Source organism: Streptomyces sp. NPDC005492, from assembly GCF_040605995.1.
GTDB lineage: Bacteria > Actinomycetota > Actinomycetes > Streptomycetales > Streptomycetaceae > Streptomyces.
This window is the reverse complement of the sequence record NZ_JBEXDX010000009.1, coordinates 125,152-143,805: the sequence shown is the minus strand read 5'-3', so window position 1 is coordinate 143,805 and position 18,654 is coordinate 125,152. Positions and strand designations below refer to the sequence as shown.

Genomic DNA, 18,654 nt, shown 5'->3' with positions numbered 1-18,654 from the left:
TCCTTCGCTCGGCTCGCTGGGTGCGGGCGTCGGATATTCGGTCGGGAACAGGTATGCGCAGCCTAGCCCGGTCCCGCCGTCAGTCGGCCGGGCTGTCGGACAGCACGCGGCCGTCAGCGGTAAGCCCCCTGGTCAGCAGCGCGTCGGCCTCGTCTTCGCGGCCCTGGTCGCGGAGCACCGCCACGAGGTCCCACAGCGCGTGATGATCACCTCGGTCGAGGAGCGCACGCAGTTCCTCGGTCCTGCCGAGCTTCTTGAGGAGCTGGCGGTAGCGATAGGGCGGGTCGTCCCGGCCGGGCCCGCTCAGCAGCGCCATGGCACGGTCGGGCTCGCCCCGCGCCACGAGGGCATCCACCAGGGCGGTCGTCACATCGGCCATCCTGTAGGCCCGGCCGCCCCGCGCGTGCAGCCGTAGCGCCTCCTCAAGGTCGCCCGCCTCGACGGCCAGCCTGGTCAACTCACCGGCGGCGTAGGGATCGCCGACCGCCGCGCGTGCCCTCAGCTCGTCCGTCCGGCCCGCGCTGCCCAGGAGTTCGGCCAGCTCACCACAGAGGTAACCACCCTCGTCGGCGAGCGGGGTGAGGATCTCGATCGCCCGCGCGAGGTCTCCCCGGTCGCGCAGCAGCTTGGCCGCTTCACTCGCCGCGTCGGCGTGGCCGTCCGCCGCGCGCTCCAACAGGATGTCGAGATCGCCTCGCTTCCCGAGCAGATGGGCCAGCATGAAGTCGGTGTCGCCGCTGCCCTGGTCGACGAAGTCCCACAGCAGTTCGATGCCCTCGTCCGTACGGCCCTTCTCGTGGAGGAGGTCGGCCAGGCACCAGGCCGCGGCGAAGTACCCCTCCTCGACCAGCTCGTAGAGCCGCTCGACGTGCCCCTCCTCCTTGAGGATTTCGGCGAGGAACAGGATGGCGTCGTCGTAGTCCCGTTCGTGGAGCATCTCCAGGATGGGAATGGCCCGGTCGTTCTCGTCCTCGTCGTGGAACAGCTCGGCCAGCCGGTACCAGGACCCCAGGTCGTCCGGATCGAGATCCTCCAGCAGCAGCGAGATCGCCAACTGCGGATTCCCGTACTCGATGAGGTGGCTGATCGCGTACTCGTTGCCGGCCTCCGCCAGGTCGAACAGCTCCTCGAAGTTCCAGCCCGCGAGGATCGTCCGGTACAGGGCGGCACGCGGGTCGTCGGACTCGGTCAGCCGACCGGCCATCTCCTCGGCGCCGGCGGTGTCGCCCGTCCTGCGGCAGAGCGCCCCCAGCTCCTCCATCGCCGACACGGAGCCCGACTCGACAGCCTTGCGCAGCAGGGGTACGGCGGCGGAGACGCGTTGCCGGGCCGCGGCCGCCGCGCCGGTGCGCAGGACGTCCGTGGGATCGGTGAGGTGGTCGGCGCACGCCTGCCAGAAGGTCTCCGGCGGGGGCACGGCCCGTTGAGCACGGCCGGTGTGGTGCAGCAGATAATCGGCGACCCGGTAGCCGTCCGGGCGGCCCATCCCCGGTCCCTGGCTGACGGGGACGAGGGCCGAGGTGGCACCCAGCAGCGGTTGGGTCGCGTAGCCCAGCGCCTGTTCGAACCAGTCACCGGGGGCACCGGCCCGCTGTCTGGGATCGCAGTAGCCCGGCGCGGCGGCGCGCAGCAGGCTCTCGGTGATGGCCGACTGGACGCCCATGAGAGTCGCGTCGACGGCCGCGGTGAGCAGCGCGCGTACATAGGGACCAGCGGTCTCCCAGCGGTTGACCAGCTGTGGTGCTCCCGCGATGACCTGGGTCAGCCCGAAGTCCTCGGCCTCCAGCGCGACCCGCAATCGGTCGTCCGACGCGGCAAGGCCCGCAGCGCGCTCGCGTTCCGCCGGGCTGAGGTCGGTGCCGAGGGTCACCACCTCCGCGAGCTTCAGCAGCTCGCGTTCGGCACGGTGGCGGTCCTCGTGCGCCGACCCGGGCATCGCCGTCCAGGTGTCGTAGTAGTGCGGCCACAACGTGCCCACCAGCAGCACGGGATACGGCCGAGCCAGCAGGGTACGGACGGTCGCGGCGGTGAGCTGGTGGGCGCCGGACACATGGTTCTGCAGTTCGTCCAGCCAGACCACCAGCGGACCGGGCGCCTGGCCGGCGAGGTCCGCAATCCTGTCGCCATCGGCCGGGTGGAGCAGCAACCAGTCGGGCAGCAGGACACGGACCGCCTCGTGCAGCGACCGGGTCTTGCCCACCGAGGAACCGCCGATCAGGAGGACGAATCCCCCGTCCCGCGCAGCCGTGCCGATCAGCGCCCGCAGGCCGTCGCCGTCCCGGTCGTCCAGGTCGCGGGGCACATAGGTGGGCAGCGCCGTGGACCCGGTGCCGGCGACCCGGATGGGGCGGTGCACTCCGAGCTGTATCGGATCGGCGTCGCGAACCCGTACGAACCCCGGGTCGGCGGCCGGCCCGGTCCGGGCTGGTCTGTCGGCGCCCTTGATCACGGTGACGCTGCCGCCGACGTCCCCGAACTGAAAGACGTCTCCGCCGACAGCGGACTCCACCACCCGGTTCCGGTCTGCTTCCCCCGCCATCGGTGCCCCGATCAATCGCCAGCGGCGAGTCCGAGGCGGACATCGCCGCCCACCGAGCCGATCTGGATGCTGTCCCCGCCGATCACACTGCCGACGACCGCCTGGGAGTTGTCGCCGATCCGCACGCCGGCCGGCGCCTGGGCAAGCAGCGCGCGCAGATCGGCGGCGAGCGTCTCGTCGGCGAGCAGCGCCTTCCGAACGGCCCTGCGCAGCACCGCCTCGACGTCCGGATCATCCGGATCCGTCACCAGGTCGGCGACCGCTTCCGGGGGCTCCTCGCCTTCGGCACGGGGCCCGAAGATCCGCTGCGCCATCCGCCGGCCCAGCTCGACCGTCACGTTCGCGGCCTCTTCCTGGGTGCGGGCGAGGACCGCCAGGCCGTACGCGCCGACAGCCGCCGTCACGAACGGGACCGCGTCCCCCGCCACCTGAGTGATGTCTCCGGTCATGGGCCGGCCCCTCCCCTACGCACCGTGGATATATCGCGGAGCCCCGGCCTCAGTCGCTGAGGCCGGGGCTCCGGTTACTGCTTGGTCAAGCGGAGGCAGGCGCGGGGCCCGTGTCGGCTTCGGACTCGGCATCGGCGGCCTGCTCGGCTGCCGCGGCCTTGGCCGCATTGGCAGCCTTGGCGCGCTCGTCCGCATCGGCCCTGATGGACCGCCAGGCGGACTCGGCGGCCTGCTGCTCCGCCTCCTTCTTGCTGCGGCCGGTGCCGGTGCCGTACGAGACGCCTCCGACGCGGGCGGCAGCAGTGAAGGTCTTCTCGTGATCGGGGCCGGTCTCCGTGACCAGGTACTCGGGGACACCGAGCCCCTCGGTCGCGGTGAGCTCCTGGAGGCTGGTCTTCCAGTCCAGGCCGGCACCGAGGTTCGAGGACTTCTCGATCAGCGGGTCGAACAGGCGGTGCACCAGTTCGGAGGCCGCGTCGAGGCCCTGGTCGAGATAGACCGCGCCGATCACCGCTTCCAGGGTGTCGGCGAGGATGGACGCCTTGTCCCGGCCGCCCGTGCCCTCTTCGCCCCGGCCGAGCCGGATGAAGGAGCCGAGCTCCAGACCGCGACCGACCTCCGCCAGCGCACGAGAGTTGACCACCGCGGCCCGCAGCTTGGCCAGTTGGCCCTCGGGCAGGTCGGGGTGGGTCGTGTACAGCGTGTCCGTGACGACGAGGCCGAGCACGGAGTCCCCGAGGAACTCCAGCCGCTCGTTCGTCGGCAGGCCGCCGTTCTCGTACGCGTACGAACGGTGGGTCAGCGCACGCACCAGAAGGGCGGACTCGAGGTGATACCCGAGCCGCCCTTCCAACAGCGTGTGGGACGAGGCCGTGTCCGCCTGCTTCTTGGCGATTGAGTCCGCCTTGACGTCAGACATGGAGCCTCTCACCAGCCGCTCAGACCTCGAGGACCTGGCGCTTGTTGTACGTGCCGCAAGACGGGCACGCGATGTGCTGCTGCTTGGGCTCGTGGCAGCGCTCGCACGCAACCAGGGGGGTGACCGCAGCCTTCCACTGCGACCGGCGGTGGCGCGTGTTGCTGCGCGACATCTTCCGCTTCGGAACAGCCACGGCTACTTCTCCTGCTTCTCGTTGGCGCGCGCCGGTCGGGGCGCTTCACCACTGATCTCGTCCTTCTCGCCGTCTTCGAGTGAACCGGCGAGTCCCTGCAATGCCGCCCAACGGATGTCTACGGCGTCATGGTGGTGTTCCGGGTCGTCCGCGAGCCGCGCTCCGCACTCGGAGCACAGGCCCGGACAGTCGTCCTGGCACACCGGCTGCATCGGCAGTGCGAGCACCACCGCATCCCGCAGCACGGGTTCGAGGTCGAACAGGCCGTCCTCGATGAAGAGCCTGTCCTCGTCATCCGATTCCTCGGCGTCGTCGGCCGGTTCCGCTTTCGCGCGGCCACGGTCGTCGGCGTCGGGGTACGAGAACATCTCCTGGAAGTCCGCTTCGAGCGACAGCTCCAGCGGCTCCAGACACCTTACGCACTCCCCCTTGGCCTGTGCACGGGCGGTGCCTGTGACAAGCACCCCTTCCATGACCGACTCAAGGCGGAGGTCGAGCTCCACCGGGGCGCCTTCCGGCACTCCGACGACTCCCTGGATCCCTAGATCCCTGGGGGCGTCGATCGAACGGGTCAGGCGCTGCAGCGCACCAGGACGCCGACCCAGCTCGTGAGTGTCGAACACGAGAGGGTTGCGGTGGTCGAGGCGGGCGTTCAGAGCCATTCCTGTCTTTCGGTCTGCTGAGCTCAAGGGGGCGCTGCCCTTCGGTGCTTCCGGGCAGCGTTGATCGCGGACGTACACGCGACCGAAGAGCCAGGATACTGGACCTTTCGCTCACGGCCCAATCCGGTGCTTCCCTACAGGCCGCGACCCTGCTCGTACGCCCGCAACTGCTCCGCGCTGATCATGCCGGTGTCGAAGAGGCTGGTCTCGTCGAGCGCGTACCCCTGCTGCTGGGCCTGCTGGTCGTGCTGGGCCTGCTGCATCTGGTTCGGGTCGTACGCGGGCTGCTGCCCGGTGTCGTAGCCCTGGTAGGCGTAGGGGTCGGCCTGCTGGTAGCCGTAGGGGTCCTGCTGCTGGGGCTGGACGTACTGCTGCTGGTACCCGTACGGGTCCTGCTGCTGCGCGGTCTGCTGGTAGTCGTAGGCCGCCTGCGGGGCGTAGTCCTGCTGCTCGGGCTGGGGCGGTGCCGCGACCGGGGTGTCCGTGACGGACGCGAGGTCGGCGAGGTAGTCGGCGTCGCTGGTGTGCTGGACCTGGTTGCCGTCGTCGTCGAAGGCGAGGGCACCGAGGTCGTCGCTGGCGATCCGGCCGTGCAGCTTCTGCCGGCCCTTGCCGACGGCCTCCAGGGTCTTGGCGAGGACCGCCTCGAAGGCGCCGAGCTTGACGTCCACGTACGCGTCGGCGTCGCGGCGCAGGGTCTCCGGGTCGTGGCTGCGCTCGGGGGCGTCCTCGTCCTCGTAGCCCTGCTCGTCGATCCCGGGACCCGTGCCGAGCAGCTTCTCGCGGCCGCGGCCGACCGAGCCGAGGGTCTTGGTGAGGACGACCTCGAAGTTGGCGAGCTTGGAGTCGACGTAGTCGTCGGCCTCCGCGCGGATCTCCTCGGCCTCCTGACGGGCCTCGTTGAGGATGCGGTCCGCCTCGTTCTGCGAGCGGCGGGCGACCTCGGTGTCGGAGATCAGCGAGCCGCGCTCGGCGTGCGCGCTCTGGATGATCCGCTCGGCCTCCTGGCGGGCCTGTTCGACCATCTCGTGCCGGCCGCCGATCAGCTCCTGCGCCTCGGCCAGCGAGTCCGGCAGCGCCGAGCGCACCTCTTCGAGCAGCGTGAGCAGCTCGGCGCGGTTGACCACGCACGAGGCCGACATGGGCATGGACCGGGCGCTGGAGACCGAGGCGACGATCTCGTCGAGCTTCTTCTGCACGTCCACCGTGTGCTCGCCACTCTCTACCGACGTGTTGGAGACGGACGGGTCGACTGTACGACCACTCCCGCCCCGCCCGACACCGGGTGACGCACTGTCATCCCCTCAGCCCTTGTCGAGCCGCTCCCGGAGCGCTTCCAGGACGACGTCCGGCACCAGGTGGGAGATGTCGCCGCCCCACTGCGCGACCTCTTTGACCAGCGAGGAGGACAGGAAGCTGTAGGTGGGGCTGGTCGGGATGAACAGGGTTTCGACGCCCGACAGTCCATTGTTCATCTGGGCCATCTGGAGTTCGTAGTCGAAGTCGCTGACCGCGCGCAGTCCCTTGACGATGGCGGGGATGTCCCGCTGCTTGCAGAAGTCGACGAGCAGACCGTGGTAGGCCTCGACCTGGATGTTGCCGAACTCCGAGGTGACCTCGCGGATCAGCTCGATCCGCTCGTCGACGGAGAACATGCCCTTCTTCGACTGGTTGATCATCACTACGACGTGCACGACGTCATAGAGCCTGGAGGCACGGGCGATGATGTCGAGGTGTCCATTGGTGATGGGGTCGAACGACCCCGGACAAACGGCGCGGCGCACTTGAGTTCCCTCGCTCTCCGGTCCGGTCATCGTGCGTCTTCGCACGTAGAGGCGGCGCGACCGTACCAAAAGGTCCCCTCGCCATAACGCCGGGCCCGGATCCCCTCGAAACCGTCCGGCCACCCGAATTCGCCGCCTCTGGTGCTGCGCTCCACGGTGACGAGCGCTTCGTCCGCGAGCCACCCCTCCGTGCGGAGTGTGAGCAGAATCTCCCGAAGATCGTGATCTGCGACAACATACGGCGGGTCGAGAAAGACGATGTCGTACGGGTCCGTCGGCGCCGGCGTCTGGACGATCTGCTCGGCTTTGCCCGCCCTCACCTCGGCGCCGGGGAGGCCGAGAGTCTTGACGTTCTCCCGGATCGTCCGGGCCGCTCGCGCGTCCGCCTCGACGAGGAGGGTGTGGCTCGCGCCCCGGGAGAGGGCTTCGAGGCCTACGGCGCCCGAGCCCGCGTAGAGGTCGAGGACACGGTGGCCCTGTAGGGGCGTGCCGAGCAGCGACTGCCAGGTGGAGAAGAGGCCCTCGCGCGCGCGGTCGGAGGTGGGGCGGGTACCGGTGCCCGGCGGCACGGCGAGTCGACGTCCACCGGCTGCGCCGGCGATCACGCGGGTCATCTTGGGTCCTTGCTTGTGGGCGTCTTCAGGTATCAGTGTGGCTGGTCGCGCAGGTCCCCGCGCTCGCAGGCCTCAGCCCTTCTCCAAGTACTGCTCCCTCTCGTCGTCCAGCAGTGCGTCGAGTGCCACACGCAGGCCCGGGAGGTGCTCCAGCTCCGGATCGGCCGCCACCACCGCCGTCGCCTCCTCCCTCGCCTCCGCGATGACCTCCTCGTCCTCGATGACCGACAGGACCCGCAGGGACGTGCGGGCGCCGGACTGGGCCTGGCCCAATACATCGCCCTCTCTGCGCTGTTCGAGGTCGATGCGGGAGAGTTCGAAGCCGTCGAGGGTGGACGCTACGGCGGTGAGCCGCTGGCGGGCCGGGCTGGCCTCGGGCATCTCGGAGACCAGGAGGCAGAGGCCGGGCGCCGAGCCACGCCCCACCCGGCCGCGAAGCTGGTGGAGCTGGGAGACGCCGAAGCGGTCCGCGTCCATGATCACCATGGCGGTGGCGTTGGGCACGTTGACGCCGACCTCGATGACCGTGGTGGCGACCAGGACGTCGGTGTCCCCGGCGGCGAAGCGGCGCATCACGGCGTCCTTGTCGTCGGGGTGCATCCGGCCGTGGAGCACCTCGACCTTCAGCCCCTGGAGGGGGCCCGCGGCGAGCTGGGCGGCCACGTCCAGGACGGCGAGCGGCGGGCGCTTCTCCGCCTCGTCCTCGGCGGACTTCTTCTTGCCGGCCTTCTTGGGGTCGTCCTCCTCGTCGCCGATGCGCGGGCAGACGACGTACGCCTGATGGCCGTTGGACACCTCCTCGCGCACCCGCTCCCAGGCACGGGCCAGGAAGTGGGGTTTGTCGGCGGCGGGGACCACATGGCTGGCGATGGGTGAGCGGCCGGCCGGGAGCTGGTCCAGGACCGAGGTCTCCAGGTCACCGAAGACGGTCATGGCGACCGTGCGCGGGATGGGCGTGGCGGTCATGACGAGGAGGTGCGGTGGCTGCTTGCCCTTGCCCCGGAGGGCGTCGCGCTGCTCGACGCCGAAGCGGTGCTGTTCGTCGACCACGACCAGGCCGAGGTCATGGAACTGGACCTTGTCCTCGATCAACGCGTGCGTGCCGATCACGATCCCGGCCTCACCGGTGACCAGGTCGAGGAGGGCCTGCCGCCGACCGGCGGTCCCCATGGAGCCGGTGAGCAGCGTGACCTTGGTGGCCCGCTCGGCCCCGCCGAGCATCCCGCCCTCGGCCAACTCCCCCATCATCTCGGTGATCGATCTGTGGTGCTGCTGGGCGAGCACTTCGGTGGGGGCGAGCATGGCGGCCTGACCGCCCGCGTCGACGACGGCGAGCATGGCGCGGAGGGCGACCATTGTTTTTCCCGATCCGACTTCCCCCTGCAGCAACCGATGCATCGGATGCTCCGTCGCCAAGTCGTCGAAGATCTCCTTGGATACCTTCACCTGCCCGTCCGTGAGGGTGAACGGCAGGCGGTCGTCGAAGGCGGTGAGGAGGCCGTCCGGGGACGGTTTGCGGGCCACTGCCGGGAGTTGGGCGTCCGTGTGGCGGCGGCGGGCCAGGGCGACCTGGAGGACGAAGGCCTCGTCCCACTTCAGGCGGTCGCGGGCGGCGTCGATGTCCGCCTTGGTGTGGGGGCGGTGGATCTTGAGGAGGGCTTCCGGGAGGGGGACCAGGCCGCGGCCCTCGCGGAGGGAGTCCGGGAGGGGGTCGACGGCGTCCTGGGCGCTGGGCAGGACCGTCTGGAGGGCCTTGCCGATCTTCCAGGACTCCAGTTTGGCGGTGGCGGGGTAGATGGGGATCAGGGTGCCCGCCCAGGTCTCCACCGTCTCCTCGGCGTCGCCCTTCAGCAACTCGTAGGCCGGATGCGCGAGTTGAAGACGGCGGTTGAAGACGGAGACCTTGCCGGCGAACATCGCGCGGGTGCCCGGCAGCAGTTCCTTGTGGGGTTTGTGAACTCCCGAGCCGAAGAAGACGAGTTGGAGCCGGCCGCTGCCGTCCGTGATCGTGACTTCGAGACGCTGGCCCTTGCCCCGGGGTGCCTTGCTGGACGCGAAGGTGTGCAGACGGGCGTCGGCGACCTGGGCGACCACGGTGACGTGCTCGTCCATCGGCAGCTCGGCGAGGTGCGTGAGCTGGCCACGCTCCTCGTATCTGCGCGGGTAGTGGTGCAGGAGGTCGCCCACGGTGTGCAGGCCGAGATGCTCGGCCATCACCTTCGCGGTGGCGGGGCCGAGCACTGATTTCAGTGACTGTTTCAGTGGTTCTTCCAGTGCGGGCACGAGATCCATTGCACACCACGCCACTGACAATCCCGTATACGTCTCGCGAAACCCCTGGTCAGGCGGGTCGTTCCGGCTCTAGGATGGCGCGCTCCGGCCATCCCCCGCGGTCACCGCCTCACAGGGACCGCCCGACCCCCGCGCCGAGCACACCTCCACCACCTCGGCGCTGCGACGATGGACTCCCAGACCTCACAGTCATCCCAGGCATCCCAGTCACCTCACACGTTCCAGGTCGACCTGCGCGGTCTGGTGGACCTGCTCTCCCATCACCTCTACTCCAGCCCCAAGGTCTATCTGCGCGAACTGCTGCAGAACGCCGTGGACGCGATCACCGCCCGCCGGGCCGAACAGCCCGACGCCCCTGCCCTGGTGCGGTTGTACACCGAGGGCGCCACCCTGCGCGTCGAGGACTCCGGTGTCGGTCTCACCGAGGCGGACGTACACAACCTCCTCGCCACCATCGGCCGTAGCTCCAAGCGGGCGGACGGGCTCCAGGAGGCCCGCTCCGAGTTCCTCGGGCAGTTCGGCATCGGGTTGCTCGCCTGTTTCGTGGTCGCCGAGCGAATCCGGGTCGTCAGCCGCAGCGCCCGTACGCCCGAGGCGCCGCCCGTGGAGTGGACGGCGACCGACGACGGCTCGTACACCGTGCGGACACTGCCCGCCGCCGAGCATCCCGAACCGGGCACCACCGTGCACCTGGTGGCGCGCGCCGGGGCCGGCGAGTGGCTCACCAAGGAGCGGGTCCTCGCGCTGGCGCGGGACTTCGGGGCGTTGCTGCCGTACGACGTGCGGGTGGACGGTGAGGCGATCACCGATCTGCCCGCGCCCTGGGACCGGCCGTATCCGAGTCCCGGCAGCCGCAGGGTGGCCCTGGCCCGGCACTGTCACGAGCTGTTCGGGTTCACGCCGTTGGACTCGATCGAGCTGTCCGTGCCGCTCGCCGGGATCCGGGGGGTCGCCTATGTGCTGCCGTCCGCGGTGAGCCCGGCGCAGCGCGCGACCCACCGGGTGCATCTCAAGGGCATGTTGCTGACCGAGCGGGCCGAACAACTGCTGCCCGACTGGGCGTTCTTCGTGCGCTGTGTGCTGGACACGGACAGTCTGCGGCCCACGGCCTCGCGCGAGTCGCTGTACGAGGACGAGACGCTGGCCGCCGTACGGGAGGCGCTCGGGGAAAGGATTCGCTCCTGGCTGACCGGGCTCGCGGCGGGTGACCCGGAGCGGCTGGCCGCGTTCCTGGCGGTGCACCACCTGGGTGTGAAGTCGCTGGCGCGGCACGACCCGGAGATGCTGCGCACGATGCTGCCGTGGCTGCCCTTCGAGACGACCGACGGACGGGTGTCCCTGGAGGAGTTCGCGCAGCGGCATCCGGTGGTGCACTTCACGCGGACCGTCGAGGAGTACCGGCAGGTCGCCCCGATCGCGTCGGCGCAGGGCATCGGGGTGATCAACGGCGGTTACACCTACGACGGCGAGCTGGTCGAGGCGCTGCCGTCGGTGCGCCCGGGGACGGTGGTCGCCGAGCTGGACTCGGACACCGTGACCGCGCACCTGGACTCGGTGGACCCGGCCGAGGAGCTGGCGCTGGCGGACTTCCTGGCGGCGGCGCGGGCCAAGGTGGACCCCCTGGGCTGTGACGTGGTCCTACGGGCCTTCCATCCGCTGTCGGTGCCCGCGCTGCACCTGGACGACCGGTCCGCCCGGCACGAGCAGGCCCGCGCGGAGGCCGAGGAGCAGGCCGACGACCTGTGGGCGGGCATCCTGGGCTCGCTGCGGGGCAGCGCGCCGCGCGCGCGTCTCGTGCTCAACCATCTCAACCCGCTGATCCGGCGGATCAGTTCGCTGAAGGACCGGGACCTGATCGGAACGGCCACGGAGTCGCTCTACGGGCAGGCACTCCTGATGGCGCAGCGCCCCCTGCGCCCCGCCGACTCGGCACTGCTGAACCGGGCGTTCATCGGCCTCCTGGAGTGGGCCACACACGGGGAGACACACGGGGAGGGCGACCACTGATGACAGGGATCACGGACTTCGACGCGCTGCGCCGGGCGATGGCGGAGAACTCCGAGGAGCCGGAGGGACCGGCCCGCAACGCGCGCGCGGAGCAACTGCTCGCAGAGGCCGAGAAGTTGGACATCCCGCTCGCGGTGATCGAGGCGCTCGGGCATCAGTTGAAGGTCTACAACTACAGCTCCGAGAAGGACAAGATGTTCGTCCCCTTCGCGCGCCTGCTGCGCATGTGGGACGAGCGGCCCGAGGACTTCGACGAGTACGAGGTGCACTCGCTGCACTGGGTCTTCAAGTGGATGTCGTCCGGCATGCTCGGCCAGCCGCACATCCCGCTCGCGTCGATCGAGAAGTGGCTCGGCGAGATGGAGCACCGCTACCGGCTGGCCGGCCACTCCGAACGGGCGGTGCGCGGCGCCGAGTTCAGTGTCGCCTCGCACATCGGGGACCTGGCGCGGGCGGAGCGGGCGTACGCGGCGTGGCTGGCCGCCGACCGGGACACCATGGCCGACTGCCACGCGTGCGAACTGCACAGCCAGGGCGAGTGGCAGGTGCGGCGGGGGCGGGACGCCGAGGCGCTCGACCTGTGGGCGCCGGTCCTGGAGGGCGAGTTCACCTGCGCCCACGAGCCGCACACCGTCCTGGCGTCCTCCCTGGCCCCGCTGCTGCGCCTGGGACGGGCCGACGAGGCCCGCGCCCATCATCTGCGCGGCTTCCGTCTCGTACGGCCCATGGAGAGCATGCGGGGCGCGTACGCGGACCATGTGGAGTTCTGCGCGCTGAGCGGCAACGAGGCGCGCGGTCTGGAGCTGCTCGCGGAGCGTCCGGCGTACTTCACGGACTCCGGGAACCCGCGCAGCGGGCTGGACTTCCTGTCCGTGGTGGCGCTGCTGATGGACCGCCTGACCGGGCTGGGCCTCGGCGACCAGCGGGTGCCGGGGCCGCCCGGCCGGGCGTGGACGGCGGGCGAACTCGCCGTCCACGCGCGCGTGGAGGCCCTCGCGCTGGCCGCCCGCTTCGACGAGCGCAACGGCACGACGTACCTCGGCGACCGGGCACGCGCGCGCATGGACCAGCGCCCGTTGGTGGAACGGCTGCCCCTGGGGGTGCGTTCGGCGGCCCGGCCGGCCGCGGCACCGGTGCCGGCCGCGGCGGTCCCGGAACCGTCACCGGAGCAGGACCTCGCCACGCTCCTCACGGAGGCGCGGCGACTGTCGGACACGCTGCGACCGCACGCCGTGGAGGCCTGGTCGGCGGTCGCCCGGGCCGCCGAGGGCGTCGAGCTGGAGGCCCGCGACCGGGCCGAGATCGCCGACCACCAGGCGATGGACCGGGGCCCCGAGGGCATCGCCCTCTTCGAGCGCGCCGCCGAGCTGTACGCGGAGGCGGGCGACCCCGGGGAGGCGTTGGCGGCACGCGCGCGTGGAGCGTACGTACGGGCTCTGGCGGGCGAGGTCGACGAGGCCCTCGCGGTGATCGCCGAGGCGTACGACGGGGTGCTGGCCCTGTACTCCGAGGGCGCCACGGGCGTACGGCAGACGGCGGCCGTGCTGATGAGCCGGGCGCGCGTCCTGATGCGGGCCGTGCACGAGGACCCCTCGGGCGACTCCCCCGACGTGGAGGTCATGGCGGCCGCCGAAGCCGCCGTACGGGAGGTGCTGGCGCTGGTCGAGGGACACACCGGGGAAGATGTCCGGCTGGCCGCGCGGGGTGCCGAGGGGCAGGCGATGCTGGCCGAACTCGCGCTGCGGGGCGGGGACGCGGAGATGGCCGTCCGGTTGTTCGCGAAGGCGTCGGCGGCGTTCGTGGGCGCGGGGCTGCCGTGGTTCGCGGTGGAGTACGAGGCCCGGTCTGCCGGGCTCGCCCATCAGCTCGGTGACGTCACGGAGGCGGAGCGGGCGCTGCGGGCGGCCTTGGAGCACGGCGGGCCGTATCTGGAGGCTCCCGGACGGGCCCAGTTGCACCTTCAGCTCGCCGAGGTGCTCGGCGGCCGGGGGCGGTCCCAGGAGGCGGCGGAACACGCCCTGGAGGCGGCGCACTGGTCCGACGAGGCGGGCGAGGGGCCGACGCTGGGGGCCTGGGCACGGCACCAGTTGGGCGGCTTTCTGCTGCGCCAGGGCCGGTGGGCCGAGGCCGCGGAGGTGCTGGAGTCGGCGCTGCCCGACCTGAGCGCCGAGACGCACGGCGACGGCGCGGTCGTACAGACGCAGTGGTGGCTCGGTGACTGTCTCAGCGAACTGGGTGAGCACCGGGCCGCTGCCGAGCGGCGGTTGCAGGCGGCCGAGATCGCGCGGGAGTGGCCCGAGCAGCACGACCACGCGACGCTCGCGCACCTCGCGGCCGAGTCCCTGGGGCAGGCCGGGCTGCCCGTCGAGGCGGACCGGGCGTACGCGCGCGCGGGTGAGCTGTGGCGGTCCCTGGGGAACGTGCACGGGCTCGTCCGCTCGCTGCGCGCCCGCGCCTGGCTGGCGCTGCGCGCGGACCAGGGCCCGAACAGCGCTGACAGCGCGCGGGAGTTGATGTCGGAGGGGATCGAGGAGTGCGAGGCGGCGCTGCTCGTGACGGACGACGAGGAGGCGCGGCAGCGGCTCACCGGTGAACTCGGCCACACGCACCGGCAGTTCGGCGAGCTGCTGGCGCGTTCCGTCGCCGAGGAGGCCGAGGACACCGCGATCCAGGCCGCGTTCGAGGACGCGCTGGCGCAGACGGCGGAGGCCGTCGCCGTCTTCGCCGCCCTCGGGGAGGGCGCCGTGCACACGCGCACCGCCGTCGAACTCGCCGCGGGCTGGCTGGAGGCCGACCTCAGCCGCCCCGCCGACGCGGCGGCACGCGCGCGTGGCGTGCTGAGGGCCTACGAGGGTGCCGACGACGGCGACGAGACGGTGGCCGCGCGCCGGGCCGAGGCGGAGCAACTGCTCCAACTCATGGAGGAGCAGACCGGGCACCAGTAGGGGTTACTCCACGCCGATGAGCAGCAGGGCGCCCTGCCGGCCGCCCCGGTACACCACCGTGTCGACCGCGAGGTACGTCTCACGGACGTGGACCTCCAGGATGTCGGCGACGTCCGCGGGGGCCTCGTCGCCGAGGACGAGGGTGACGAGTTCGCCGCCGGCCGCGAGCATGCGGTCCAGGACGGCCCGGGCGGTGGCCGTGACGTCGGCACCGATCACGGCCACGTCGCCGTCGACGAGGCCCAGGACGTCCCCGGCCTGGCAGATGCCGGCCATGGTCCAGGACTGGCGTTCCGCGACGGCGACCTCGGCGTAGCGGGTCGCGCCCGCCGCCGAGGTCATGGCGACGACGTCCTCGTCGAAGCGGCGCTCCGGCTCGTGCACGGCGAGCGCGGCGATCCCCTGGACCGCGGACCGGGTCGGGATCAGCGCGACCCGGACGCCCTCGGCCCGCGCCTGCTCGGCGGCGGCCGCCGCCGTGTGGCGCAGATCCGCGTCGTTGGGCAGCAGCACGACCTCACGCGCGTGTGCCCGCCGCAGGGCCGCGACCAGTTCCCCGCTGGCCGGCGGCTCCCCGGGGCGCGCGAGGACAGTGGTCGCGCCCGCCTCGCCGTAGAGCCCCGCCAGGCCCTCACCGGGGACGACGGCGACGACGGCCCGCTGGGCGCGCTCCCTGGGCGGTCGTTCGGCGCCGGTGGTGTGGACGTCACCGAGCCCGAAGTGGGTGATCCGGATGCGGTACGGCCGTCCGGCCTCGACGCCGGCCTCCACGGCGGCACCAGCGTCGTCGACGTGCACGTGGACGTTCCACAGGCCGTCGCCGCCGACCACGACGAGTGAGTCGCCGAGCGCGTCCAGCCGCTCCCGCAGCCGGTTCACGGCGGTGTCCTCGGCCTCCAGGAGGTAGATCACCTCGAAGGCGGGTCCGCCCGCGCACGGGACGGCCTCGGGAGCGCCGGGAGCGGAAACGGTCTCCACGCGTGCGTGCGTGGCATCGGCGGGTACGCGTGCGTGCGGCTCCAGGGCCGTGAAGACCGGCAGCTCGCCGGTGAACGTCTCGACCAGCGCGGCCAGCACCGCCACCAGCCCCCGCCCGCCCGCGTCGACGACCCCGGCGCGCTCCAGGACGGCCAGTTGCGCCGGGGTCTCGGCCAGCGCCGCGCACGCCCCCTCGTAGGCGGCCCGCGCCACGGTCCCGCAGTCGCCCTCGGTGGCGTCGGCCGCGTCCGCCGCCGCCGAGGCGACCGAGAGGACCGTGCCCTCGACCGGGTGGGCCACCGCGTGCCGGGCGGAGTCGGCCGCGTGCCGCAGGGCGAGGCGCAGTCCCTCCCCGTCGGTGTGAGTCGTCTCACCGTCGGCGGCGAGCACATGGGCCATGCCCCGCAGCAGTTGCGCGAGGATGGTCCCGGAGTTCCCGCGCGCCCCTATGAGTGCCCCGTGGGCCATGGCGCGGGCGGCGTCGGCCAGCGGCGGCTTCTGCCCGGTCAGGGTGTCGTGTCCGTCGAACAGCGCCTCGACGGCCGTCACCGCGGACTCCATGGTCAGGTACAGGTTGGTGCCGGTGTCGCCGTCGGCCACCGGGTACACGTTGATCGCGTCGATCTCCTCGCGCGCCCGCCCCAGCGCCCGCAGCGCGAGACCGCACCAGGTGCGCACCGCGAGAGCATCGAAGAATCTCCGCGACACCTGCGGCACCTGCGCCTCCTTGAGCTGCTGGACTGGCACGCAGCGTAGACCCCGAGGCGGTCCGGGGCCGAGGAGGGCCGGAGCGGGCCCCCGACCAGGCATGGTAGTTTCGTTGTACTGGCGCAGTCGTTGTATGCTGCTCCGGTTGCCCGATCCCGATCGGGCCATCCCCCCTGGCAGTGCCACTCAGATCTCACGATCTCGATCCCGGCATGCCGGGATCATCCGTAAGTGCATCTGTGCATCTGAAGTCTTTGGAGTGACCCGTGGCTGCCAACTGCGACGTCTGCGGCAAGGGGCCGGGCTTCGGCAACAACATCTCGCACTCGCACCGCCGTACGCCCCGTCGCTGGAACCCGAACATCCAGCGCGTCCGTACCGTGGTCGGCGGGACGCCGAAGCGCGTGAACGCTTGCACCTCGTGCATCAAGGCCGGCAAGGTCTCGCGCTGACGCACTGCTGAGCGCGCGGCCACTGCTGGTTCGCTGCATCGAGCCGGTCCACCTCGTGTGGGCCGGCTTTTTGCCGTGCCCTGTCAGTAGGTGTCCCGCCGGAGCGCCCACGCGTGATCCACCGGCCCGATCCCGCCGCCGAGCGCGAACCCCGCCGCGATCGCCCCCGTGACATAGGTCTTCGCCGCCGTCACCGCCTCCGGCACCGACCGCCCCATGGCGAGATGCGCGGCGATCGCCGAGGCGAGTGTGCAGCCCGTGCCGTGGGTGTGCCGGTTGTCGTGCCGGGGCGCGCGCAGCCAGTGCTCCTCGGAACCGTCGGACAGCAGGTCCACGGCGTCGCCGGGCAGATGACCGCCCTTGATCAGCACCCAGCGCGGCCCGTACGACAGCACGGCCGCCGCGGCTTCCCGCAACCCGTCCTCCGAGTCGACCCGTACACCGGTCAACTGGGTCACCTCGTCGAGGTTCGGTGTCGCCACGGTCGCGGCCGGCAGCAGGCGCGTGCGGACCGCGTCCAGCGCGGAGGCGGCCAGCAGCGAGTCCCCGTGCTTGGAGATGCCCACCGGGTCGACGACCGCCGGGGCGTCCGTCTCCGCGAGCAACTCCGCGACCGTCTCGACGAGTTCGGCCGAGGCGAGCATCCCGGTCTTCACGGCCTGTACGCCGATGTCGTCGACGACGCTGCGGTACTGGGCGCGCACCGCCTCGGCCGGAAGTTCCCAAGCCCCTTGCACACCGAGGGAGTTCTGCGCGGTGACCGCCGTGACGACGCTCATACCGTGCACGCCGAGTGCGAGCATCGTCTTCAAGTCGGCCTGGATTCCAGCCCCCCCACCGGAGTCGGAGCCCGCGACCGTCAGCACGAGGGGCTTCACGACTCGATGTCCCCGAAGTGGTCCCAGCCGCCCTTGCTGGTCCATGGCGCCCCGTCCACCGTCACCTGGGGCAGCGCCGAGGGGTTGAGGACCTCGCCGATCACCTTCCAGCGGGCCGGCAGCTTCACGTCCGGCGCGAAGGTCGCCACGATCGCGTGGTCCTCTCCCCCGGTGAGCACCCACTGGATGGGGTCGACGCCGACGGCCTGCCCGATGTCGTTCATCTGCGTCGGGACGTCGATCGCCCCGGACCGGATGTCGATCCGCACCTTGCTGGCCTCCGCGATGTGCCCGAGGTCGGCGATCAGCCCGTCGCTGACGTCGCACATCGCGGTCGCGCCGAGCCCGGCCGCCGCCGGACCCGCGTGATACGGCGGCTCGGGGCGCCGGTGCGCCTCCACGAACGCGCGGGGTGAGCGGAAGCCCCGGGACAGCACCGCGTACCCGGCCGCGGACCAGCCCAGCCAGCCGGTCACCGCGACCATGTCGCCGGGCTGCGCGCCGCCCCGGGTGACCGGCTCGCGGCCCCGCAGATCGCCGAGCGCGGTGATCGACACCATGATCGTGTCGCCGCGTACGACATCGCCGCCGACCACCGAGGCACCCGCGACCTGGCACTCGTCGCGCAGCCCGTCCATCAGCTCCATGGGCCAGGTGACCGGGAGTTCGGCCGGCACGACCAGGCCGAGCAGCAGCGCGGTCGGTACGGCGCCCATGGCCGCGATGTCCGCGAGGTTCTGCGCGGCGGCCTTGCGTCCGACGTCGTATGCGGTGGACCAGTCGCGGCGGAAGTGCCGCCCCTCCAGCAGGATGTCGGTGCTCGCCACGACCCTGCGGTCGGGCGCGGCGACGACCGCGGCGTCGTCGCCGGGGCCGACCCGGACCGCGGGGGTGGTGGTGAGCCGGGAAGTGAGCTCCCTGATGAGCCCGAACTCCCCCAACTCACCGACGGTGCCCTTCATCGTTCGTCCTCTTCTCGTGACGACAGCGCCCGGTCGCGAGCCGTCGGTGTGCTCGGTACGGTCGAGGTGACCGTCAACTTAGTCGTGCCCGGACCCCGGCGCGCAGGCTGGGTCGTGTCCGCAAGGTCCCGTCGTCCGACCGAAGGGCGGGCTCCGCGCCCGCCGCGGAAGCGGCTGGTGTCGCAGCCGGTGCGTGCTCTCGGCGTGCCGGGCGGGAGCCCTGGCACTGGACGTACTTGGGCTTCCGCCCGGTGCGGTGAGTGGGGGCACCT

At 71.6% G+C, this 18,654-nt stretch carries 15 protein-coding genes; 3 read left to right on the top strand and 12 right to left on the bottom strand.

The genetic code is table 11. The annotated features are described in order from the left end of the window. Positions 1-79 precede the first annotated feature (79 nt). From ABZT04_RS15385 to recG, 9 genes are all read right to left on the bottom strand, one after another. Positions 80-2,509, bottom strand: coding sequence for a hypothetical protein (locus ABZT04_RS15385; RefSeq protein WP_356056708.1), 2,430 nt, complete (start codon positions 2,507-2,509; stop codon positions 80-82). A gap of 41 nt (positions 2,510-2,550) precedes the next feature. Then, complete coding sequence (locus ABZT04_RS15380) at positions 2,551-2,988, bottom strand: hypothetical protein (protein ID WP_356056707.1); 438 nt, start codon at positions 2,986-2,988, stop codon at positions 2,551-2,553. An 85-nt stretch (positions 2,989-3,073) separates the two neighbouring features. Further along, positions 3,074-3,919 carry a ribonuclease III gene (rnc, locus tag ABZT04_RS15375; RefSeq protein ID WP_356056706.1) on the bottom strand — a complete coding sequence of 282 codons (846 nt, stop codon included), beginning with the start codon at positions 3,917-3,919 and terminating at the stop codon, positions 3,074-3,076. A 7-nt stretch (positions 3,920-3,926) separates the two neighbouring features. Further along, the gene (rpmF, locus tag ABZT04_RS15370; protein WP_015657589.1) at positions 3,927-4,100 is read right to left on the bottom strand and encodes a 50S ribosomal protein L32; all 174 of its coding nucleotides are present in this window, start codon (positions 4,098-4,100) and stop codon (positions 3,927-3,929) included. A 2-nt stretch (positions 4,101-4,102) separates the two neighbouring features. Then, a complete protein-coding gene (locus ABZT04_RS15365; protein ID WP_356056705.1) occupies positions 4,103-4,762 on the bottom strand; it encodes a YceD family protein in 660 nt (219 codons plus the stop codon). Positions 4,763-4,896: 134 nt separating this feature from the next. Further along, positions 4,897-5,967: an ATP synthase F0 subunit B gene (locus ABZT04_RS15360; protein WP_356056704.1), complete on the bottom strand. Its 1,071-nt coding sequence runs from the start codon at positions 5,965-5,967 to the stop codon at positions 4,897-4,899. 99 nt (positions 5,968-6,066) lie between these two features. Further along, positions 6,067-6,546, bottom strand: coding sequence for a pantetheine-phosphate adenylyltransferase (gene coaD / locus ABZT04_RS15355; RefSeq protein ID WP_356056703.1), 480 nt, complete (start codon positions 6,544-6,546; stop codon positions 6,067-6,069). 26 nt (positions 6,547-6,572) lie between these two features. Beyond that, on the bottom strand, positions 6,573-7,160 hold the full coding sequence (gene rsmD / locus ABZT04_RS15350; RefSeq protein WP_356056702.1) for a 16S rRNA (guanine(966)-N(2))-methyltransferase RsmD: 588 nt from the start codon (positions 7,158-7,160) through the stop codon (positions 6,573-6,575). Positions 7,161-7,232: 72 nt separating this feature from the next. Continuing rightward, positions 7,233-9,452 (bottom strand): ATP-dependent DNA helicase RecG, encoded by a 2,220-nt coding sequence (gene recG / locus ABZT04_RS15345; RefSeq protein ID WP_356056701.1) that lies wholly within the window; start codon positions 9,450-9,452, stop codon positions 7,233-7,235. A gap of 168 nt (positions 9,453-9,620) precedes the next feature. Between recG and ABZT04_RS15340 the strand changes: the two genes are divergently transcribed. Both ABZT04_RS15340 and ABZT04_RS15335 read left to right on the top strand, forming a co-directional pair. Beyond that, entirely contained in the window at positions 9,621-11,459 is a 1,839-nt protein-coding gene (locus tag ABZT04_RS15340) for an HSP90 family protein (protein WP_356056699.1), read from the top strand. Beyond that, the gene (locus ABZT04_RS15335; RefSeq protein ID WP_356056698.1) at positions 11,459-14,404 is read left to right on the top strand and encodes a tetratricopeptide repeat protein; all 2,946 of its coding nucleotides are present in this window, start codon (positions 11,459-11,461) and stop codon (positions 14,402-14,404) included. The genes ABZT04_RS15340 and ABZT04_RS15335 overlap by 1 nt, the downstream gene beginning before the upstream one ends. A 3-nt stretch (positions 14,405-14,407) precedes the next feature. Here ABZT04_RS15335 and ABZT04_RS15330 read toward each other — a convergent pair whose 3' ends face one another. Then, positions 14,408-16,129 (bottom strand): DAK2 domain-containing protein, encoded by a 1,722-nt coding sequence (locus ABZT04_RS15330; protein WP_356056697.1) that lies wholly within the window; start codon positions 16,127-16,129, stop codon positions 14,408-14,410. A 227-nt stretch (positions 16,130-16,356) separates the two neighbouring features. On the opposite strand from ABZT04_RS15330, the gene rpmB reads away from it, so the two are divergent. After that, positions 16,357-16,542 carry a 50S ribosomal protein L28 gene (gene rpmB / locus ABZT04_RS15325; RefSeq protein WP_004924906.1) on the top strand — a complete coding sequence of 62 codons (186 nt, stop codon included), beginning with the start codon at positions 16,357-16,359 and terminating at the stop codon, positions 16,540-16,542. Positions 16,543-16,625: 83 nt separating this feature from the next. Here the strand turns inward: rpmB and thiD are convergent, their stop codons facing one another. After that, complete coding sequence (thiD, locus tag ABZT04_RS15320) at positions 16,626-17,420, bottom strand: bifunctional hydroxymethylpyrimidine kinase/phosphomethylpyrimidine kinase (protein WP_356056696.1); 795 nt, start codon at positions 17,418-17,420, stop codon at positions 16,626-16,628. Beyond that, entirely contained in the window at positions 17,417-18,382 is a 966-nt protein-coding gene (locus tag ABZT04_RS15315; protein WP_356056695.1) for a thiamine-phosphate kinase, read from the bottom strand. Before ABZT04_RS15315 ends, thiD begins: the two co-directional genes overlap by 4 nt. Between the last annotated feature and the right edge of the window lie 272 nt (positions 18,383-18,654).